Raw genomic sequence first — 20,759 nt, 5'->3', positions numbered from 1 at the left:
AGATCGTGCAGTGCTGACCACCGAACGCCGTGCCCCTTTCCCTAAGGACATGAGTGGATGCGCACCTCACCACGCACCAGCAGACTCGGCAGCCTTCTGGCGGCCGCACTCGCCCTCACACTGTTGACGCCGCTCACCGATCTGGTCGCCGTTCCGGCCCGGGCGGCCGACGTCGCGGCGGCCGCCCCTGGCCCCACGGTCACCGAGACCCCGGGCGCCGTCTCGCTCACCGTCCCGGCCACCGGAAGCTCTCCCGGCTACGTCGTGGAGGTGAGGACGGAGGAGTTCGCCCTCGTCACCGAACGTGCCGGCAAGACCGTGCTCGGCACCGCGACCGGTGACACCGGGGGGCTGCGTTTCCGTTCCGGCGACGGCTCGTGGCAGCACGCCACAGCGCTCACAGACTGGGCGTGGAAGGACGGCGTCCTGACCGTCACCGCCGACAGCACGCTCGACGGCGCCACGGTGGAGGCCCGGATCACCCCTGGCGCCGACCGCTACCAGCTCGACTGGGACGTCAAGGGCGGCGGACCGAAGCAGCTGGGCCTCGCCTACGACCTGTCGTCGGCCGGCCACTGGTACGGCCACGGCGAGGCGGAGACCCCGCAAGGCGGTCCCGGCGTCAACCAGCCCTGGCCGCTCGACGCCGGCGAGGTCGATCACAAGACCTTCGGCCCGGCGTCGTACCACATGATCGACCCGTTCTGGTACACCTCCAAGTCGATTGGTCTGCGCGTCGACACGGGGAACGTCATGGACGTGGCGCTCAACAAGGGCAAGGACGGCCTCGGCAGCTTCATCGTCGAGTCGCCCGACACCTTCAAGGCCACCGTGTTCGTCGAGTCGACCCCGCTCGAGGTCTACCGCGACTACATAGGCATCGTCGGGAAGCCGGCCAAGAGCGACGCCCCGTACGAGCAGTACGCCAAGCCGCTGTGGAACTCGTGGGCGCAGTTCTACACCAAGGTCGACCAGGAGAAACTGCTCGACTACGCCACCGACCTCTACGACAACGGGCTGGACGGGCACACCATCCAGCTCGACGACAAGTGGGAGTCGAACTACGGCAATCTGACCTGGGACCCCAAGACCTTCCCCGATCCCAAGGGCCTCTCCAAGAAGATCCACGACATGGGGTTCGACTTCGGTATCTGGGTCACCCTGTGGATCAACCTGGACTCCGACAACTACCAGTACGCGGTCGACCACGACTATCTGCTCAAGGATGCCAAGGACACGAGCAAGCCGTGTGAAGTGACCTGGTGGAACGGCCAGGCCGGGATCATCGACCTGGCCAACCCCGACGCCAAGGCCTGGTACGAGGGCAACCTCAAGAGGCTGATGGACACGTACGACATCGACGGGCTGAAGTTCGACACCCGCTTCTTCGACGAGAAGTGCGCGCCGCGCGAGGGCCACCAGGCCACGGACTACCAGAAGCTCGGCACACAGCTCGCCGACGAGTTCGACCTCCAGGGCGCCGGCATCCGGGTGCACTGGAACCAGACGGCTCACGAGGCCGGCTTCGTCACCCGCCAGGTCGACAAGGGAACCGGCTGGGACTCCCTGCGCGCCTCCGCCTCCCAGAACCTGGCCATCTCCACCATCGGCTACCCGTTCGTCGAGTCCGACATGATCGGCGGCTCCGGCGGCCAGCCCGCGCCGACGAAGGACGTGCTGGTGCGGTGGGCGCAGTCCGCCTCACTGATGCCGCTGATGTACGCCTCGACCTCCCCGGTGGACACCAACGACACCACCACCGGGCAGAAGGTGGACTACGACCAGGAGACGGTCGACCTCTACCGGCAGGCGATCAAGACGCACGAGAAGCTCGCCCCGTACATCTGGGACCAGGTGCAGAGCACCCTGAAGACCGGTGATCCGATCATGCGTCCGCTGTTCTTCGACTTCCCGAAGGACGAGGCGAGTTACACGGTCGCCGACGAGTGGATGCTCGGCCCGGCCGTACTGGCCGCGCCCAAGCTGAGCACCGGCGCCACCCGCTCCGTCCATCTTCCGCCGGGCACCTGGTACGACGTCAACCAGGGCACGGTGATCCGTGGCCCCAAGACTCTGAAGGGCTACGCGGCGCCGCTCGGCGTCACCCCGGCCTTCGTCAATCTCAAGGCCACGGGCGCGGACAAGGCCATCAAGGCGCTCAAGCGCGACGACGCTCCGGCCGCCTCCGTCCTGATCACCCCGGACGCTCCGGCCACCGACGCCGGCAAGCCGTTCGAGGTGACCACCGAGGTGACCAACTGGAGTACCGGGACCCTCAAGAGCGTCAAGGCCGCCCTGGACCTGCCCGACGGCTGGAGTGCCAAGGCGACCGGCCCGACCACCGCGGACTCCCTGCAGAACGGCGCCGCACTCGCCACCATCTGGACGGTGACCCCGGCCGACGACGCCCGCTGGGGCAGCCACGACCTCACCGGCACCGCCACCTACAACCGCTCGACAAAGGTGTCCGACACCGTGCAGGCGCAGGTGAAGGCCGCCCCGAGCAGTGTGCAGGAGCCCTACCTGACGACCGACACCACCTCCGAGGACCCCCAGTACGCCCAGGGCGGCGACCAGTTCGCCATCTGGGCGGGCGGCCAGGACCTGTCCGGCTGGAAGGACGAGAAGGGCGTCATCTACCGCGACGACGCGGCCGGCGAGAAGTCCACCGTGCAGGCCCAGTTGGTCTCCCAGAACAGCGCCTCACCGGTCGGCAAGGCGGGCATCGCCCTCGCCAACGACCTGACCGCACCCGAGAAGGGCGGTTACGCGGTTCTGGCCATGACCCAGAGTTACGGCCTGGAGTTCATGACCGACAGCGACGGCGACGGGAAGCTCGACACCTGGGCGGGCGGCGGCTCCACCTATCACCCGGCGTATCTCAAGCTGACCAGGGACGGTGCCGCCTACACCGCGTACGCCAGCAAGGACGGTGAGACCTGGTCGCAGGTCGGCACCGCCCAGGTGCCGTCGGCCGCCGGCACCGGTGACGCCGGGATGGTCGCGAGCGCGGCCAACGTCAACTACCCCGGCGAGAACATCGAAGCCGTCTTCAGCGGATTCTCCGTCTCCTGACACCACAGGCGCGACTGATCCCCACCGGCGCCCCTGGCAACCTCCCCGTTCCCCGGCAGGCCTCCCACTCCCCTGGGACCTGCCGGGGCCACTCCCCGCCAAGCTGTGAGAGAGGGAACCCATCCCCATGGCACGTACGTCCTCAACTGTCGCCGGCTTCGTCGCCGGCGTCGTCGTCGCCGCGAGCACCACCGCGATCGCCGTCACCGGCACCAGCACCACCGGCACCGACGTCAATTCCAAGGCCACCACCACCTGGCTGACCGTCAAGGTCGCCGATGCCATGGGCACCAGGGACACCATCACCTGGGTTCCCACCGGCTCCTTCGCCGGCTCCGCGGAGGAACGGGTGCCGCGCTACCCGATGACCGCCGTCCAGGGCAGGGAAACCAAGGAGCTGGCCCTCTCCGCCGTGCGCAACGAGCAGGTCTCGGCGCAACTGGCGATCGCCTCCGGCCAGAACCTCGACGACGTCAAGGCCGTGGTCGGCGATCTCACCGGGCCCGGCGGAGCGAAGCTGTCCGGCGACGACGCTCAGGTGCGGTTCGTGAAGTACATACCGGTGCAGCGGTCCAAGAGCGAGGTCGACTGGTCCGCCACCATCGACCAGGTCAGCTCCGGCAAGGAGGTGTCCGGCGACCGTAACCCCGACGTGGTCGGCGACGCACTCGAGGAGCGGACCTCCGTGGACGTGCCCGCGTACGCGGCGCAGCCGCTGTGGTTCACCTTCCACATCCCCAAGACGGCCGAGCCCGGCACCTACACCGGCACGGTGAAGGTCGACGCCGACGGCCGCACCCAGACCAGCTACCCGCTGACCATCGAGGTCGCCGACGCGAGCGTGCCCGACCCGAGGGACTACGGCTTCTTCCTCGACGTGTGGGCGCAGCCGGAGACGATCGCCAAGAACCACGGCGTCAAGCTCTGGTCCGACGAGCACTGGAAGCTGATCGACAAGTACAACCGAGACCTGGCCTCGCGCGGCCAGAAGGTCATCAACACCACCATCGTCGACAACCCCTGGCACCACCAATGGTCGCTGGGCACGCGGGAATCGCAGACCGCGACCCCGTACTCCAGCATGGTCGGCTGGAAGTGGAACGGGTCCTCGTTCGCCTTCGACTTCGCCCGCTGGGACAAGTACGTCGAGACAGCCAAGAGGTCCGGGCTCGGCCCCGACATCGGCGCCTTCTCGATGCTGGCCTTCCAGGACCAGGAGCACCTCACCTACACCGACACCAGCACCGGCAAGACCGTCTACGAGAACGTCGATCTGGGCGGCGACCGCTGGCGGGAGGCATGGGGAGCGTTCCTGCCCGCCTTCGAGCAGCACCTGAAGGCGAAGGGCTGGCTGGACAACACATGGCTGTCCTTCGACGAGCGGCCCATCGACACCATGACGGTGGTCAAGGACTTCGTCCACGAGGTCGCGCCGGCCTTCGACGACCGCATCTCGGTGGCAGGTTCGATCAACACCGAAGGCGTCGCGTCCAACCTGTCCGTCGACTGGGGCGGCATCGACGCGATGACCAAGGAGAAGGTTGAGGAGCGGCGCAAGGCCGGCAAGATCACGACCTTCTACGTGTACGGCTCGCCGGCCCACCCCAACACGCTGTCGTTCTCGCCCGCCGTCGAGTCGCGGATGCTGCCCTGGATCTCCGCCCAGCGGAATCTGGACGGGTTTCTGCGCTGGTCGTACAACAGCTGGACCAGCGACCCGTTCAAGCAGCCCGTGCACATCTTCACGCAGGGCGACGAGTACCTGGTCTACCCGGCCAAGGACGGCCCGATGTCCAGCATCCGCTGGGAACAGCTGAAGGAGGGCATCGAGGACTACGAACTCATCGCCCAGCTAAGGAAGAAGGACGGCGGCACCGACAGCGACGCGCTGACCGAGGCGCTCACCACCGCGACCCGGAACCTCGACGGCCGGACGAAGGACGTGGGTGACATCGAGGCCGCGCGGGCGGCAGTCGTGAAGGGGCTGACCTCATGAAAGGCAAGTGGAGATCTCTGCTGCTCGCCGGAGCGCTGACTGTCATGCCCCTGACCGGTGCGGGTGTCGCGATACCGGCCCAGGCGGAGCAGCAGGCCCAGGCGCGGCACACCGTCACGTACGACCAGTACTCCGTGCGGGTCGACGGCACACCCCTGTACGTCTGGGGCGCCGAGTTCCACTACTTCCGGCTGCCCAGCCCCGACGCGTGGCGCGATGTGCTGCAGAAGATCAAGGCGGGCGGATTCAACGCGGTCTCGCTCTACTTCGACTGGGGCTACCACTCCTCCAAGCCGGGCAGTTACGACTTCACCGGCACCCGTGACGTGGAGCGTCTGCTCGACGAGGCCGAGCGCGCGGGCCTGTATGTGATCGCCCGACCGGGTCCGTACATCAACGCGGAGGTCTCCGGCGGCGGTATGCCCGCCTGGCGGAAGACGCAGGCCGGCGTGAATCGCACCTCCGAGCCGGAGTACATGAAAGCGGCCCGGGAGTGGATGAGCCGGATCAACCCGATCATCGCGCGCCACCAGCTCACCCGTGGCACCGGGTCGGTGATTCTGTATCAGGTCGAGAACGAGTATCAGGGCGGTCGTCAGGACGCCGACTACATGCAGACCCTCATCGACTGGGCGAAGGAGGACGGCATCGATGTGCCCACGTTCGTCAACGACGGTGGCGCCAACAGGAACTGGGTGAGCGGAAAGGGCGCCCCTGACATCTACGGCTTCGACGCCTACCCGCAGGGTTTCGACTGCAAGGACCCCGACACCTGGAAGAACCTGCCCGACTACTCGTACGTCAACGAGTGGAAGCCCGAGTCCCCGCTGATCATCCCGGAGGCACAGGGCGGCGCCTTCGACCCCTGGGGCGGCACCGGATACCAGGACTGCGCGAAGCTCACCGGCCCCGACTTCACCCGGGTGTTCAGCAAGATGAACATCGCCGCCGGCGTGAGCGGCCAGTCCTTCTACATGACGTACGGCGGCACCAACTGGGGCTGGCTCGCCGACCCGAACGCGGTCTACACGTCCTACGACTATGGGGCCCCGATCAACGAGTCCCGCCAACTGACCGATAAATACCAGGAGTTCAAGCGGCTCGGGTACATGGTCAACTCGGTGACCTCACTGGCGCGCACCGACAAGGCCGAGGCGCCCACTCCTTCCGATGACGCCCTGCGCATCGACCGGCGCGTCAACCCCGACGACGGCACCCAGTTCTTCACCGTGCGGCACGCGGACACCCGCGTGAAGGACAAGGACGAGACCACCCTGTCCCTCTCGGGCAAGGACGGCGACTACCCGCGCGTACCGCAGCAGGGCGGGATCACCGTCGACGGCCGGGACGCCAAACTCCTCGTGGCGGGCTACGACCTGCGCGCGACGCGGCTCGTCTACTCCACCTCGGAGATCATGACGCACGCCCGGATCGGCGACCGGGACGTGGCGCTGCTGTACGGGCGTGAGGGCGAGGCCGGCGAGACCGTGCTGCGGTACGCCGAGCGGCCCAGGGTGACCGTCCTCGACGGCGACGTCACCACCACCTGGGACGCCGAACGCGGTGACCTGCGCCTGAACTACACCCACAAGGGCCTGGCCCGCGTGCTGGTGAACGGCATGGAACTGCTGATCGCCGACACCGCCGAGACCGCCCACTGGTGGCGGCAGGACACCGACGAGGGCCCGGTCCTCGTACGCGGCCCTTCCCTCCTCCGTACGGCCGAACAGGCGGACGGCACCCTGAAACTGACCGGTGACTCCACCAGGGCCGCGAGGATCGAGGTCATCGCGGACGCCAGGAATGTGACCTGGAACGGCCGCGATGTCGCCGTCACCGAGGCACCGCTCCCGGTCGAGCTGCCCGCGCTGACGACGTGGAAGTACAAGGAGGAGGCGCCGGAGGCCGCTCCCGGCTTCGACGACTCCACCTGGATCACCGCCGACCACCTCACCGCCAACAACCCGGAGCTGGACGGGTCGCTGCCGGTCCTCGCGATGGACGAGTACGGCTTCCACCACGGCAACGTCTGGTACCGCGGCCGGTTCAGAACCACCGGTGCCGCGACCGCGCTCGCACTCGACGCCAAGACCGGCAACACCGGCCAGTACGCGGTCTGGCTCAACGGCCGCTACCTCGGCAGCTCCGGCGGCGGCGCGCACACCTTCGACATCCCGGCGGGCACTCTGAAGGCCGGCGGAGACGTCGGGGACAACGTCCTCTCCGTCCTCGTGGAGAACGCGGGCCACAACGAGGAATGGGGCCACGACTACTCAAAGGAGCCGCGCGGTCTGCTCGGCGCCGAGGTGATCGGCGGGGCCTCCACCCTCACCTGGAAGATCCAGGGCAGCCGCGGCGGCGAGGACCCGGTCGACACCGCCCGGGGGCCGTACAACAACGGCGGGCTGTACGGGGAGCGGGCCGGCTGGTCGCTGCCGGGATTCTCCGACGGCGGCTGGAAGAGCACCACCCTCTCCGGGCAGGCCGGGAAGACCGGGCCCGGGGTGCGCTGGTACCGCACCTCCGCCCCGCTCGACCTGCCGCAGGGCCAGGACAACGCGCTCGCACTCGATCTCGCCGAAGCCGACGGGGGCAAGACCGGCTACCGCGCCCAGATCTTCGTCAACGGCTGGCTGATCGGCCGCTATCTGCCGGACACCGGACCACAGACACGGTTCGTCATCCCCAAGGGCCTCCTGCGTGAGGAGGGCAACAACACCATCGCCCTGGCCGTGTGGTCCACCGAGGCCGACGCGGGCCCTGGTTCGGTGAAGCTCGTCGACCTCGGCGCCTCGGCGGGCGGGATCAACGTCGGTACGGTGGCGGCGCCCTCGTACGACGCCAAGGCCTACGCCATGCCGGCCGCGGGCGCTCACGTCACGGTCGACGCCGAGCCGTTCCTGGGCACCGGCACCGCCGCCAAGGTCCCCGTCACCCTCAGCGTGCCGAAGGACGCGCCGACCGCCTGGAACGCCCAGCTGGCGCTGAAGGTCCCGGACGGCTGGACCGCGACCACCGACGACACCACCCGTTTCGGCCAGGTCCGGCCCGGCGACACGGTGACCGCGGAGTACACCGTCACCCCGCCGGGTGATCCGGTCCACTACGCCGTCCTGTCCGCGACGGCCAAGCTCACCCAGCCCGGCCGTCCGGGCACGGTCACCGGTGTACGCGCCGTACAGGTGCCACCGCCGGGACTGTCCGCCGACGCCTATGTGAGCGACCTGACCCTGGTCAAGGCGGTCAACGGCTGGGGACCGGTGGAGAAGGACGCCTCCAACGGGGAGAACCCGGCGGGTGACGGTCGTCCCCTGAGCATCGGCCGCACCACGTACACCAAGGGCCTCGGTGTTCACGCGAACAGCCAGATCCGGGTCTATCTCGGCGGTGGCTGCACCCGGTTCACCGCGACCGCCGGGCTGGACGACGAGGTCGGCGACAACGGCAGCGTCACCTTCCAGGTGATCGCCGACGGCCGCTCCCTCACCACGACCCCGGTGGTGCGCGGCTCCGACGGCGGCACCGCCATCGACGTGGATGTGGCCGACGCCCGCTGGCTGGACCTGCTGGTCGACGGGGACGGCGATGTCTCCACGGACCACGCCGACTGGGCCGACGCCAAGCTGACCTGCGGCGGCGGTGCCTGATGACGCCTACCGTGAGACGAACCGTCCGCTGCGGCTCGGCGGCGCTGATCCTGGCCGCCCCGCTGCTCGGCACGGCCCCGGCGGCGGCCGACTCCGGGCCGATCACCTTCACGACACCCGCCTACGAACTGCGCGTCGCCATGGACCGGTTGACCGTCACCACCGTGAAAGAGGGCCGGACCGTGCTGGCCACCGCGCCCTCGGCCTTCCGGTTCCGGATCGGCGGCGACTGGCACATCGTCCGGGAGGTGACCGGCAGCACCCGTGACGGCAACTCCTTGCGCGTCACCGCCGCCACCGACCTGCCCGACGTCACCGTCGATCTGCGGATCACCCTGCGCTCCGACCGGTACGACATGAACTGGTCCCTGTCGGGCGCACAGGCCGACGCGCTCAGCACGGCGTACGACCTCAGCAGCGCCGGGCACTGGTACGGCCACGGCGAGAACAGCGACCAGACCGTCCAGCCCTGGCCGCTGGACTCCGGGCAGGTGGTGGACACCGCGTTCAGCCCGGCCTCGTACCAGGTGGTCTCCCCCTTCTGGTACACGTCCAGTGCCACGGGACTGCGGGCGGACACGAACGACCCGATGGACGTGCGGATCAACTCCGGCGGCAACGGGCTCGGCGAGTTCACCGTCACCGGTGAACGCCCCTCCGCCTCCACGGTGTTCGTCGAGGACACCCCCGCCGAGGTGTACCGCGACCACATCGCGCTGGTCGGCAAGCCCGAGCGCTCCGACACCCCCTACGAGCAGTACGCCACCCCGCTGTGGAACTCCTGGGCGCAGCTCTACGGTGAGCAGACCCAGGAGAACGTCCTCGACTGGGCGCGTGCGCTGGCCGGCGCAGGGCTCGGCGGGCACGCGGTGCAGATCGAGGAGAGCGTGATCGCCTCCGACTTCGGCGAGCGTTTCCCCGATCTGCCCGCCCTGTCCAGGCAACTCGGCGCCCTCGGCTTCGACCTCGGCATGTGGACGGGTCTCTACATGCCCGAGACGGCCGCCAACTTCTCCGAAGCCGTCGACAACGGGTATCTGCTGAAGGACCCGTCCGACCCGGCCAAACCCTGCCTGTTCACCTGGTGGAACGGCCGCCGGACCGGGCTGATCGACCTGGCGAATCCCGCCGCGCGGCAGTGGTACACCGACGATCTCAAGGCGCAGACAAGCGAGTTGGGCGTCGCCGGCTTCAAGTTCGACACCGCCTTCTTCGACGACCGGTGCGCCCCCTATCCGGAGGCCACCCGCGCCGATTACGTGAAGTACGGCACCGAGCTGGCGGACGAGTTCGACCAGCAGGGAGCCGGGCTCCGGGTCGCGTGGAACGCCGCGCAGGCGAAGGGCTTCGCCACGCGTACGGCCGACAAGCCGACGACCTTCGGGGGGCTGCGCGCCGCGGTCTCGGCCAACCTGGCGGTCTCCACGATCGGTTACCCCTTCGTCGAGTCCGACATGATCGGCGGCTCGCTCAGCTACCCGCCGCCCACCAAGCAGGTCCTGGCCCGCTGGGCACAGGCGGCCTCCCTGATGCCGCTGATGTACGCCTCCACCTCGCCCACCGGGGTCCGGGACGCGACGACCGGCGAGTGGATCGGCTACGACGGCGAGACGGTCGACCTCTTCCGGTCGGCCATCGCGACGCACGAGCGGCTGGCCCCGTACATCTGGGATCAGGTGCGGAACACCCTGAAGACCGGTGATCCGATCATGCGTCCGCTGTTCTTCGACTTCCCGAAGGACGAGGCGAGTTACACGGTCACGGACGAGTGGATGCTCGGCCCGGCCGTGCTGGCCGCGCCCAAGCTCGACGAAGGCACCACCCGGGACGTCTTCCTGCCCACCGGAACGTGGCGTGACGTCACCAACGGCGAGGTCGTCCGCGGCCCCGTGACGCTCAAGGGATACGCGGCTCCGCTCGGAGTGACCCCGGCGTTCGTGAACCTCAGGGCCAAGGACGCCACCAAGGCGTACGAGGCGCTCAAGCGCACCGGCGCGGAACGGTAAGGGGCGTCAGATGCACGGGATACGCGGCAGGCTCGCCGCTTTGCTCCTGGCGGTCTCGGCCCTCGTGGCCGGGACGGTGGCGCCCGCCGAAGCCGGTCAGCAGGACGATCGGCGCGGGTGGACGGGGACCTGGGCGACGGCGGCCAGTGAGCACTACGAGGTCCCGGGGATGTCCGAGGTGACGGTACGGATGCCGGTGCACACCAGCGTCGGCGGCTCATACGTACGCATCCGCCTGACCAACGCCTACGCCACCGAACCGGTGACGATCGGGCACGCGACCGTGGGCCTGCGCGACGGGGGCTCCGCCGTGGCGCGCCCGTACGACGTGCGGTTCGGCGGGAAGCGCGAGGTCACCATCCCGGCGGGCGGCCAGGCTGTGAGCGACCCGGTCGGACTCGCCGTGCCGGCCCTGGCCGACCTGGTCGTCAGTCTCCATCTGCCCGGCCAGGTCACGCACATCACCGATCACTGGTGGGCGCAGCAGACCGTGTACTGGACGGACTACGGGGCGGGTGACCACGCCGCCGACACCTCCGGCGACGCCTACACCTGGACCACCACGAGCTGGCCGTTCCTCAGCGGTGTCGACGTGACCGCGCCGAGGACCGGGTCGGTCGTGGCGCTCGGCGACTCGATCACCGACGGGTCCTTCTCGACCGCCGACACCAACCAGCGCTGGCCCGACCTGCTGTCCGCCCGGCTGAACGCCTGCCTGCCCGGCGCCGGAGTGCTCAACGCGGGCATCACCAGCAACCGGATCACCGCCGGGACCGCGACGAATCCCTCGGCCCTGGACCGGCTCGACCGGGACGTGCTCTCCCAGCCGGGGGCGCGGACCCTGATCCTCTTCGAGGGGATCAACGATCTCGGCGGGGCGAGTGCCGAGCAGATCATCGCCGGGATGACGGAGATCGCCGAGCGGGCGCACCAGCGCGGGATGCGGGTCGTCGGCGCCACGATCACCCCGTACAAGGACTTCACCTGGGGCGGTTGGACCGAGGAGACGGAGGCGCGGCGGCAGCAGGTCAACGCGTTCGTCCGGGACTCCCGCGGGGTCTTCGACGACCACGCCGACTTCGACCGGGCGGTCCGGGATCCGGCGGACCCGCGGCGGCTGGGCGCGGCGTACGACTCCGGTGACCATCTGCATCCCAACGACGCCGGGATGAAGGCGTTCGCCGACTCCATCGACCTGACCGCGCTCGGCCTCGGCCGCGCGTGTTCCTGAGGAGGACCCGTGGCCAGAACGCTTGAACACCTGCGTGGACACCGAAGATGGGCGGCCCTGGCCACAGCCTTGGCGGCCGGCGTGGCAGCCCTGCTTCCGGTGGCACCGGCCGCGGCCGAGACCACACAGCAGGGGTGGACGGGGACGTGGGCCACCGCGCAGCACGCCGCGTACGACCCGGGCACCTCCGAGGTGACGGTTCGGATACCGGTGCGGGTGAGCGCCGGCGGGTCGAGCGTACGCATCCGCCTGACCAACGACTTCACCACGGAGCCGGTGACGATCGGACACGCGACCGTCGGCCTTCGTGAGGGCGGTTCCGCCGTCACGAAGCCGCAGAAGCTGCGGTTCGGCGGGAAGAACGAGGTGACGATCGCGGCCGGCGAGCAGGCGGCCAGCGATCAGGTCCGGCTCACCGTGCCCGCCCGCGGCGATCTGGTCGTCAGCCTGTACTTCCCCGGCCGGCTCACCCACATCAGCCAGCACTGGATGGGTCTCCAGACCGTCTACTGGACGCCCGACGGCGGCGGCGACCACGCCTCGGACGCCGCCGGGGACGCCTTCACCAAGACCGATTCCACCTTCCCGTTCCTGACCGGTGTCGACGTACAGGGCGGTGACACGGCGGGCGCCGTGGTGGCGCTCGGCGACTCCATCACCGATGGCGCGGCCTCCACCTCGAACGCCAACCGGCGCTGGCCCGACTATCTGGCGGGCCGGCTGGCGGCCTGCTCGTCCACCGCGGGGGTGCTGAACGAGGGCATCAGCGGCAACCGGATCACGGCAGGCGCCGACGGCAACCCGTCGGCGCTCGACCGGCTGGAGCGCGACGTGCTGTCGCAGCCGGGCGCCCGGACGGTGGTCCTGTTCGAGGGTGTCAACGACCTCAGCTGGGGCGGCGCCACCGGTGATCAGGTGATCGACGGCATGAAGGAGATCGTGCGCCGCGCCCACGCCCGCGGGCTGCGCGTGATCGGCGCGACGGTCGTGCCGTATCGCGGCTGGGGCGACTGGTGGACCGAGGCCAAGGAGGCCGACCGGCAGAAGGTCAACACGTTCGTCCGCGACGGCGGCGTCTTCGACGACTACGCCGACTTCGACAAGGCCGTACGGGACCCGGACGACCCCACCCGCTACGCCGCCGCGTTCGACTCCGGTGACCATCTGCACCCCAACGACACCGGGATGAAGGCCTTCGCCGACGCCGTCGACCTCACCACTCTCGGAGCGGGCCGCGACTGCCCGTCGGCCCGCGTGCGGCTCACCCCGTACCGGCCGACCCTGCAAGCCGGCGGCGACGGCACGGAGGTCACGTCGACCGTCACCAACACCGGCACCGCAGCGGTCACCGAGGTCAGCACTCGCCTCGATCTCCCCGACGGCTGGTCCGCCGAACCGGCCGGCAGCGCGCGGGTACGCTCCCTCGCCCCGGGCGACAGCACCAAGGTCACCTGGACGGTGACGCCGGCGGCCGATGCGGTCTGGGGCACCCACCGGATCGGCGTACGCACCTCCTTCGTCCAGGACGGCCGGACACGCCGCGACTCCGACAGCGTGGACGCCACAGTGACCCCCGCTCCGTCCGGGGTGCGGGCGCCGTATCTGACGACCGCCACCACCACCGAAGAGGCCCAGTACGCGCAGAACGGCGACCAGTTCGCCCTCTGGGCGGGCGGGCAGGACCTGTCCGGCTGGAAGGACGAGAAGGCGGCGGTCCACCTCGCCGACGCCGCGCCGCCGTCCGGCACCGTGACCGCCCGGGTCGTCGGTCAGACCGGCAGCGGCCCGTCCGCCAAGGCGGGTATCGCTGTCGCCAACGACCTCACCGCGCCCGAGGCCGGCGGCTACGCGGTGCTCACCATGTCCGCGCAGTACGGGCTGGAGTTCCTGACCGACAGCGACGGTGACGGAAAGCTCGACACCTGGGCCGGCGGCGGCAGTTCGTACCACCCCGCCTGGCTGAAGATCGTCCGCGACGGCACCGCCTACACCGCGTACGCCAGTTCCGACGGCACCGCCTGGCAGCAGGTCGCCACCGCCACCGTTCCCTCCGCGAGCGGCACCGGCGACGCCGGTCTGGTCGCGAGCGCGGTCAACCTCAACTACCCCGGCCAGATCACGACCGCACTGTTCGACGCCTTTTCCACCGACGAGAAAGAGGCCTATTGATGGCAGTCAGCCGCAGAAACTTCATGACCACCGCTGCCGCCCTCGGCGGCGCGGTGCTGCTCGCCCCACCGGGCACCGCCCAGGCCCTCGCCCGAGGTGCGACGCCGGGCGCCTCGGGAATCCCCGACTACCAGCCCACCAGGGCATCCCTCGACACCCATCCCGTGCCGCGCTGGTACAAGGACGCCAAGTTCGGCATCTTCGTCCACTGGGGCGTCTACTCGGTGATCGGCGGCGCGACGCCGAAAAGCGCCTCCGAGTGGTACCTGTGGTACCAGAGCAGCAAGGACTCCGCCGAGTGGAAGTACCACCGTGACACCTACGGCGAGAGCGTCACCTACGACGACCTCATCCCCCAGTTCAAGGCCGAGAAGTACGATCCCGACTCCTGGGTGAGACTGTTCGAGCAGGCGGGCGCCGAGTACTTCGCGCTGACCAGCAAGCACCACGACGGATTCGCTCTCTACCCCAGCAAGGTGACGGACCGTCACTCCATGGCGTACGGCCCGAAGCGCGACCTGGTCGGTGAGCTGATGACCGCGGCCCGCAAGCGGGGCACCGTGCGGCCCGGCCTGTACTACTCGCTCGGCGAGTACTTCAACCCGGCGATCGGCCGGCCGATGCGCAACTTCTACACCGACGAGGAAATCCCGATGGTCGGCTACAAGCCGGTCGAGGACTACGTCGGCGACTACGAGCTCAAGCAGTTGTACGAGATCATCGACCGCTACGACCCGGAGCTGCTGTGGGCGGACGGACAGTGGTTCCGGCCCGCCGGCGACCCGCCGTGGCGCAGCGAAGAACCCTTGGCCCACTACTACAACCAGGCCAAGAACCGCACGTATCCCAAGGGTGTGGTGATCAACGACCGGTTCGACACCCACTTCGACTTCGCGACGTACGAGCAGCGCACCAACCCCACGATGGACCCGCAGAAGTGGGAGTGCTGTATGACCATGGGTTACTCCTGGGGCTACAACAAGCACGAGCCGGACGAGGACTACAAGACCTCGGCGTTCCTGATCCAACTGCTCGCCGACGTGGTCAGCAAGAACGGCAATCTACTGCTCAACATCGGTCCCAGGCCGGACGGCACGATCCCCGAGATCATGCAAGGGCGGCTGCGTGACATCGGCGCCTGGCTGGACGTCAACGGCCCCGCCGTCTACGGGTCGACGCCCTGGGTCCGGGCGGAGGAGGAGGGCAGTCCGCTCGGCATCCGCTACACCGTCTCCCCGGGCAAGTTCAACATCATCGTGCTGGGTGCGCCCAGCGGCACCGTCTCGGTGCCCGGCGACATCCCGATCAGCGCCACGTCGCGGATCCAACTGCTCGGAAAGAGCGGCGCGCTGCGGTGGACCCGCCGTGACGGGAAGATCCACATCACCGTCCCGCACTCCCTGCCCAGCGACATCGCCAACGTCTTCACCGTCGACTGGGACCGGTGAGCCGCGTGGGAATCCGTACCGGAACCGAGTTCGACACCCTGGGGCCCACGCTCACCGTCACCACGCAGCCGGCCGAACCGGCCGGTGGTGACGCGGTGACGGCCACCGCGGTCCTCACCAACGACTGCCCTTTCCCACTGCGCAACACCGTGCTCCATCTGATCGACCCCGGCGCCGGCGCGGCGGCGGAGACCATCCCGCTCGGCGACCTGCGCCGGGGCGCGCAGATCACCCGGAGCTGGGACACGGAGATGCCGTCCGACGTGGCCGGGAACGTGTCGTTCACCGCGCACGTGATCTTCGACGTCGACGGGAGCAGCAGCGACTGCGCCCGGTCGTCGAAGACGGTCACCGTGCCCTACGAGCCCAACGGGGTGCGCGACCCGTACCGGACGTTCGCCACGACCGACGACGCCGCGTTCGGGCAGTACGGCACCCAGCTGGTGATCTGGGCGGGCGGCCGGGACCTGTCCGGCGGTACCGACGAGAAGGGGATCATCCATCTCCCCGGCTCCGCCGCCGAGTCCAGTGTGGTGCAGGTCAAGACGGTCAGCCTCACCGGCACCGACAACCCCTCCGCCAAGTACGGAATCGCCGTCGCCAACGATCTGACCGCGCCCGAGAAGGGCGGCTACGCGGTGCTGACCATGTCGCTGCGGTTCGGCCTGGAGTTCATGACGGACAGCGACGGCGACGGCAGACTCGACACCTGGGCGGGCGGCGGCGGTTCGACGCACCCGGCCTGGCTGCGGCTGGTGCGCTCCGGTACCACGTACACGGCGTACAGCACCACCAACGAGCTGTCCTGGACCGAGCTCGCGAGGGTGACGGTGCCGTCGGCGAGCGGCGCCATGGACGCCGGGGTGGTGGCCGGCGCCGTCAACGCCAACTACCCCGGTACGACCGTACGCGCGGTCTTCGACCGCTTCTCCGTGGAGGACGTATGAGCCCCTACCGCCCCGAGGAGGACTTCCTCGCCCCGCCCGTCTCGCTCACCTTCGAACCGGCCGCCCCTGAGCCGGGCCAGTCGGTGACACTCACGGCCAGGCTCACCAACACCACGGAGATCGTGCTGGGCGGCACGGTGCTGTATCTCGCCGTGGGGGGCGCGGGCCAGGCGTCGTCCCACCTGGGCAAGATGGCGCCCGGCACGTCGGTGACCCGTACCTGGAAGGCCCGGCTGCCCGACGACGCCGAGGGCGTGGTCCCGTTCCTCGCGCACGCACTCTTCGACGTGCACGAGGACGGGTCCGACTGCACCCGAGCGACCTCGTCGCTGAAACTGCCGTACCGGTCGCTGGCAAGCGCCTTCGACAACGCGGCCATTTCCTCCGACGACGCCACCACCACCGCCGACATGGATGCCTCACGATCCAGCCTGTCCGCCGAGGCGCTGGCGGCGGCCGGGCTGACCCCGGGCGCCTCGGTCACGTACGGCGGGACCGCCTTCATCTGGCCGGACACCGAACCCGGCGCCAGGGACAACGTGGTGTCTTCCGGGCAGACCGTGCGGTTGTCCGGCACCGGCACGCGGCTGGCCTTCCTGGGCACCTGCACCTGGGGCACGGGCAAGGGCCCCGGGAAAGTCGTGTACGCGGACGGCACGGAGCAGGACTTCTCCGTCGACGTCCCCGACTGGTACGCGGCGGACGCGTCGGCCGCGGTGGTGTTGCCGTACCGCAACGTCCCCGCGGGTCAGGACAACAACCCGGTCAGCCTCTACACCTTCGGCGTCGGTCTGGAGGACAAGGAACTGCGTTCCGTCGTCCTGCCGAAGGTCAGCGACGGCCTGACGAGCGGCGTCCCCGCCCTGCACATCTTCGCGATGACCGTCGCCTGATCCGAGCGTGCGACCGGACCGGCCGTGGCCCGGCAGAACCGTAAAGTCTTGAGAGGACGTTTTATGACAGGCAATCAACCCCTCAGCCGCAGAGGCCTGCTGACGGGAGCGGCCGCGTTCGGGGGCGTCGTGCTGCTGGCCCTGCCGCCGGGCGCCCACGCGGCTCCCAAGCCCGCGGACAAGGTCGCGACGTTCGACACCGGCCCGGCCAGAGACTCGCTGCGACGGCTGCTGCCTGCCCACCACCGGCAGGTGACGCTGCGAGCGCTGGCCGCCGGCGGGACCGACCGGTTCCGGGTCACCGGCCGGGCCGGGGCCATCACGGTGGAGGGCACGAGCCCGGCGGTGCTGCTCACCGGCCTCAACACCTATCTCATGCGGGTGGCGAAGGCCGACATCTCCTGGAACGGCGAGCAGCTGAATCTTCCCCAGCTGCTGCCCGCGCCTGGCGGGGAGATCAGCGCGGTGGCGAACGTGCCGCACCGGCTCGTCTTCAACGACACCAACGAGGGCTACACCGCCCCATACCGGGACTGGGACGCGTGGCAGCGCGAGCTCGATGTGGTCGCGCTGCACGGCAGCAACGAGGTCCTCGTCTACATCGGCGGCGACGCGGTGTACTACGACACCTTCCGCGAGTTCGGATACTCCGATGCCGAAATGCGGGCGTGGATACCCGCCCCCGCCCATCAGCCGTGGTGGCTGCTGCAGAACATGTCGGGGTTCGGCGGGCCGGTGTCCGAGCAACTCGTCGAGAAGCGCGCCGCTCTCGCCCGCAAGATCACCGACCGGGTGCGGGAACTGGGCATGACACCGGTACTGCCCGGCTACTTCGGCACCGTGCCCGACGAATTCGTCGCCAAGAACGGCGGCGACGCGTCAGTCGTCGCGCAGGGCGACTGGGGTGCCTTCAAGCGGCCCGACTGGCTCGATCCGCGCACGACGGCGTTCAAGGAAGTCGCCGCCGCCTTCTACCGGAACCAGTCGGAACGCCTCGGCGACAGCACGATGTACAAGATGGACCTGCTCCACGAGGGCGGCAACCCCGGTGACGTACCGGTGGGCGAGGCAGCGAAGGCCGTCGAGACGGCCCTGCGTACGGCCCACCCCGGGGCCGTGTGGGCGATCCTGGGCTGGCAGTCCAACCCCAGCCGGGAGATCCTCGACGCCGTGGACAAGAGCGGGATGTTCGTCGTCGACGGCCTGTCGGACCGCTACACCACGGTCACCGACCGGGAGAGCGACTGGGGCGGCACCCCGTACGCGTTCGGTTCCATCTGGAACTTCGGCGGCCACACCCCCATGGGCGCCAACACACCCGACTGGGTGGAGCAGTACCCGAAGTGGCGGGACAAGGAGAACAGCGCGCTGGCCGGTATCGCCGCGATGCCGGAGGCCGCCGACAACAACCACGCGGCGCTGGCGCTCATCACCGACCTGGCGTGGACGCCGGGCACGATCGATCTGGACGACTGGTTCGCCGCGTACGCCACGTCCCGGTACGGCGGGGAGGACCGGCATGCCCTCGCCGCCTGGCAGGTCATCCGTGAGACGGCGTACGGCATGACCCGCGCGGACTCGTGGAGCGAAGCGCCCGACGGGCTGTTCGGGGCCAGGCCGAGTCTGAGCGCGGACAAGGCGGCGGCCTGGGGCCCGGCGGCGGACCGCTACGACACCACGGCCTTCGACGCCGCGCTGACAGAACTGCTCCTGGTCGCACCGCGGTTGCGGGACAGCTCGGCGTACCGCTACGACCTGGCCGATGTGGCCCGGCAGGTGCTGTCGAACCGCAGCCGGGTGCTGCTGCCGGGCATCAAGGCGGCGTACGAGGCCGGGGACCGGGCTCTGTTCGAGGAGCTCACCTCGGTGTGGCTGCTCTGGATGAAGCTCATGGACGAGGTCCTGGCCACCTCCGCGCAGCATCTGCTCGGGCCGTGGCTGGCCGACGCGCGCTCCTGGGGCGCGACGAGGGCCGAGCAGGACCAGCTGGAGTACGACGCCCGGTCGATCATCACCACCTGGGGCGGCCGGGCGAGCAGCGAAGAGGGCCTGCACGACTACGCCAACCGCGAGTGGTCCGGGCTCCTCACCGGCCTCTATCTCCCCCGCTGGAAGACCTACTTCGACGAGCTTTCGGCGGCGCTCGCGGAGGACCGTCGGCCGGCCGACATCGACTGGTTCGCCATGGAGGACGGCTGGGCCCACCGGCACGACACCCACCCCACGAAGACGCGGGGCGACGTTCACAAGCTGGCCCGGAAGATACAGGACACCCTGGCCGCGACCCCGCACCAAGTGTCGCTGGGCGTCACCACGGACAAGGCGGCGGTTACGGAGGGCAGCCCCGTCACGGTCACCGTGACCTTCACCAACCGCAACGGCTTCGCGCCCGCCGGGGACGTGGTGCTGAACGCCGACTCACCGGAGGGCATGACCACCAGGCCCGTCGGGAAGGTGACCGCCGCCTCGGTCGCGCCCGGGGAGACCTTCACGGCAGCATTCGAGGTGACTCTCGTCGCGGCGGGTGACGCACTGCTGCCGAGGGTTCGGGTGACGGCGACGTACCGCACCGGCGGCTCGGTGGGGCGAGACGTGACCTCGGTACGGCTGATGGCGGGTACCGGAGTGCGGGCTCCGTACCGGACAGTCTCCTTCAACGACGCGGCCTTCGGCCAGTCGGGCACCGGGGACGAACTCGCCATCGAGGGCGCCGGCGCCGATCTGTGGGGCGGCAACCAGGAGTTCGGTGCGATCTACCGCGCCGGCGCCTTCGGTGCCGCCTCAAGTGCCATGGTCCAGGTCACGACCCAGGACCGTACCGGCGGCTGGGCCCGCGCCGGGCTGATCGTCCGCGACGAGCTGTCCGTGAACGGCTCCCCGGGCCTGGTGAACCTCGCGGTGACACCGTCCAACGGATGTGCGCTGTCCTGGGACTCCGACGGGAACGGCACGATCGACTCCATCCAGCAGGCCGGCTCCCTCGCCGCCCCGGTGTGGCTGCGGCTGACCCGCTCCGGAGACTCCTACACCGGTGAGTGCAGCGCGGACGGCGACACCTGGACGACCGTGGGGACGGCCACGCCGGGCGGCGCGAGCGGGGCGCAGGACGTCGGCGTGTTCATGACGGCCGCCAACGGATGGACGGACACCCGGGGGATCGTGGGCTTCCGGGACTTCACCGTGGACTGATCGAGTCCGGCGTCGATGTGGTGCTGAATGCGGTCTCGTAGCTGATGGGGCTGCGTAACGGGGGTGGCTGGAGGGGGCTCACCGGATCGAACCGGCCGGTGAGCCCTCCGGCGTCCTCTACAGCACCCGGCACAACCATCCGTGCCGCTCGCGAGTCA

10 protein-coding genes are annotated in these 20,759 nt (G+C 69.6%); all 10 read left to right on the top strand.

From position 1 onward, the window contains the following. Positions 1-57: 57 nt before the first annotated feature. The 10 genes from ACIBLA_RS13490 to ACIBLA_RS13445 all read left to right on the top strand — a co-directional run bounded on the left by ACIBLA_RS13490 (position 58) and on the right by ACIBLA_RS13445 (position 20,601). Positions 58-3,075, top strand: coding sequence for a TIM-barrel domain-containing protein (locus ACIBLA_RS13490; RefSeq protein WP_399198617.1), 3,018 nt, complete (start codon positions 58-60; stop codon positions 3,073-3,075). A gap of 127 nt (positions 3,076-3,202) precedes the next feature. Next, entirely contained in the window at positions 3,203-5,071 is a 1,869-nt protein-coding gene (locus ACIBLA_RS13485) for a glycoside hydrolase domain-containing protein (RefSeq protein WP_399198616.1), read from the top strand. After that, a complete protein-coding gene (locus ACIBLA_RS13480) occupies positions 5,068-8,718 on the top strand; it encodes a beta-galactosidase (protein ID WP_399198615.1) in 3,651 nt (1,216 codons plus the stop codon). The genes ACIBLA_RS13485 and ACIBLA_RS13480 overlap by 4 nt, the downstream gene beginning before the upstream one ends. Before the next feature lie 11 nt (positions 8,719-8,729). After that, on the top strand, positions 8,730-10,724 hold the full coding sequence (locus ACIBLA_RS13475) for a glycoside hydrolase family 31 protein (RefSeq protein WP_399198614.1): 1,995 nt from the start codon (positions 8,730-8,732) through the stop codon (positions 10,722-10,724). A gap of 10 nt (positions 10,725-10,734) precedes the next feature. Beyond that, positions 10,735-11,955, top strand: coding sequence for an SGNH/GDSL hydrolase family protein (locus tag ACIBLA_RS13470; RefSeq protein ID WP_399198613.1), 1,221 nt, complete (start codon positions 10,735-10,737; stop codon positions 11,953-11,955). A gap of 9 nt (positions 11,956-11,964) precedes the next feature. Beyond that, a complete protein-coding gene (locus ACIBLA_RS13465) occupies positions 11,965-14,124 on the top strand; it encodes a GDSL-type esterase/lipase family protein (RefSeq protein WP_363240902.1) in 2,160 nt (719 codons plus the stop codon). Beyond that, a complete protein-coding gene (locus ACIBLA_RS13460; protein WP_363240903.1) occupies positions 14,124-15,572 on the top strand; it encodes an alpha-L-fucosidase in 1,449 nt (482 codons plus the stop codon). The genes ACIBLA_RS13465 and ACIBLA_RS13460 overlap by 1 nt, the downstream gene beginning before the upstream one ends. After that, the gene (locus tag ACIBLA_RS13455; protein WP_363240905.1) at positions 15,569-16,519 is read left to right on the top strand and encodes a hypothetical protein; all 951 of its coding nucleotides are present in this window, start codon (positions 15,569-15,571) and stop codon (positions 16,517-16,519) included. Before ACIBLA_RS13460 ends, ACIBLA_RS13455 begins: the two co-directional genes overlap by 4 nt. Beyond that, positions 16,516-17,412 (top strand): beta-glucosidase, encoded by an 897-nt coding sequence (locus tag ACIBLA_RS13450; protein ID WP_399198611.1) that lies wholly within the window; start codon positions 16,516-16,518, stop codon positions 17,410-17,412. Before ACIBLA_RS13455 ends, ACIBLA_RS13450 begins: the two co-directional genes overlap by 4 nt. A gap of 63 nt (positions 17,413-17,475) precedes the next feature. After that, complete coding sequence (locus ACIBLA_RS13445; RefSeq protein WP_363240907.1) at positions 17,476-20,601, top strand: alpha-N-acetylglucosaminidase TIM-barrel domain-containing protein; 3,126 nt, start codon at positions 17,476-17,478, stop codon at positions 20,599-20,601. Positions 20,602-20,759: the final 158 nt, after the last annotated feature.

Source organism: Streptomyces sp. NPDC050433 (genome assembly GCF_044458565.1).
Taxonomy (GTDB): Bacteria; Actinomycetota; Actinomycetes; order Streptomycetales; family Streptomycetaceae; genus Streptomyces.
The sequence above is the reverse complement of the archived record's forward strand: the minus strand, read 5'-3'. Positions and strand labels throughout refer to the sequence as shown.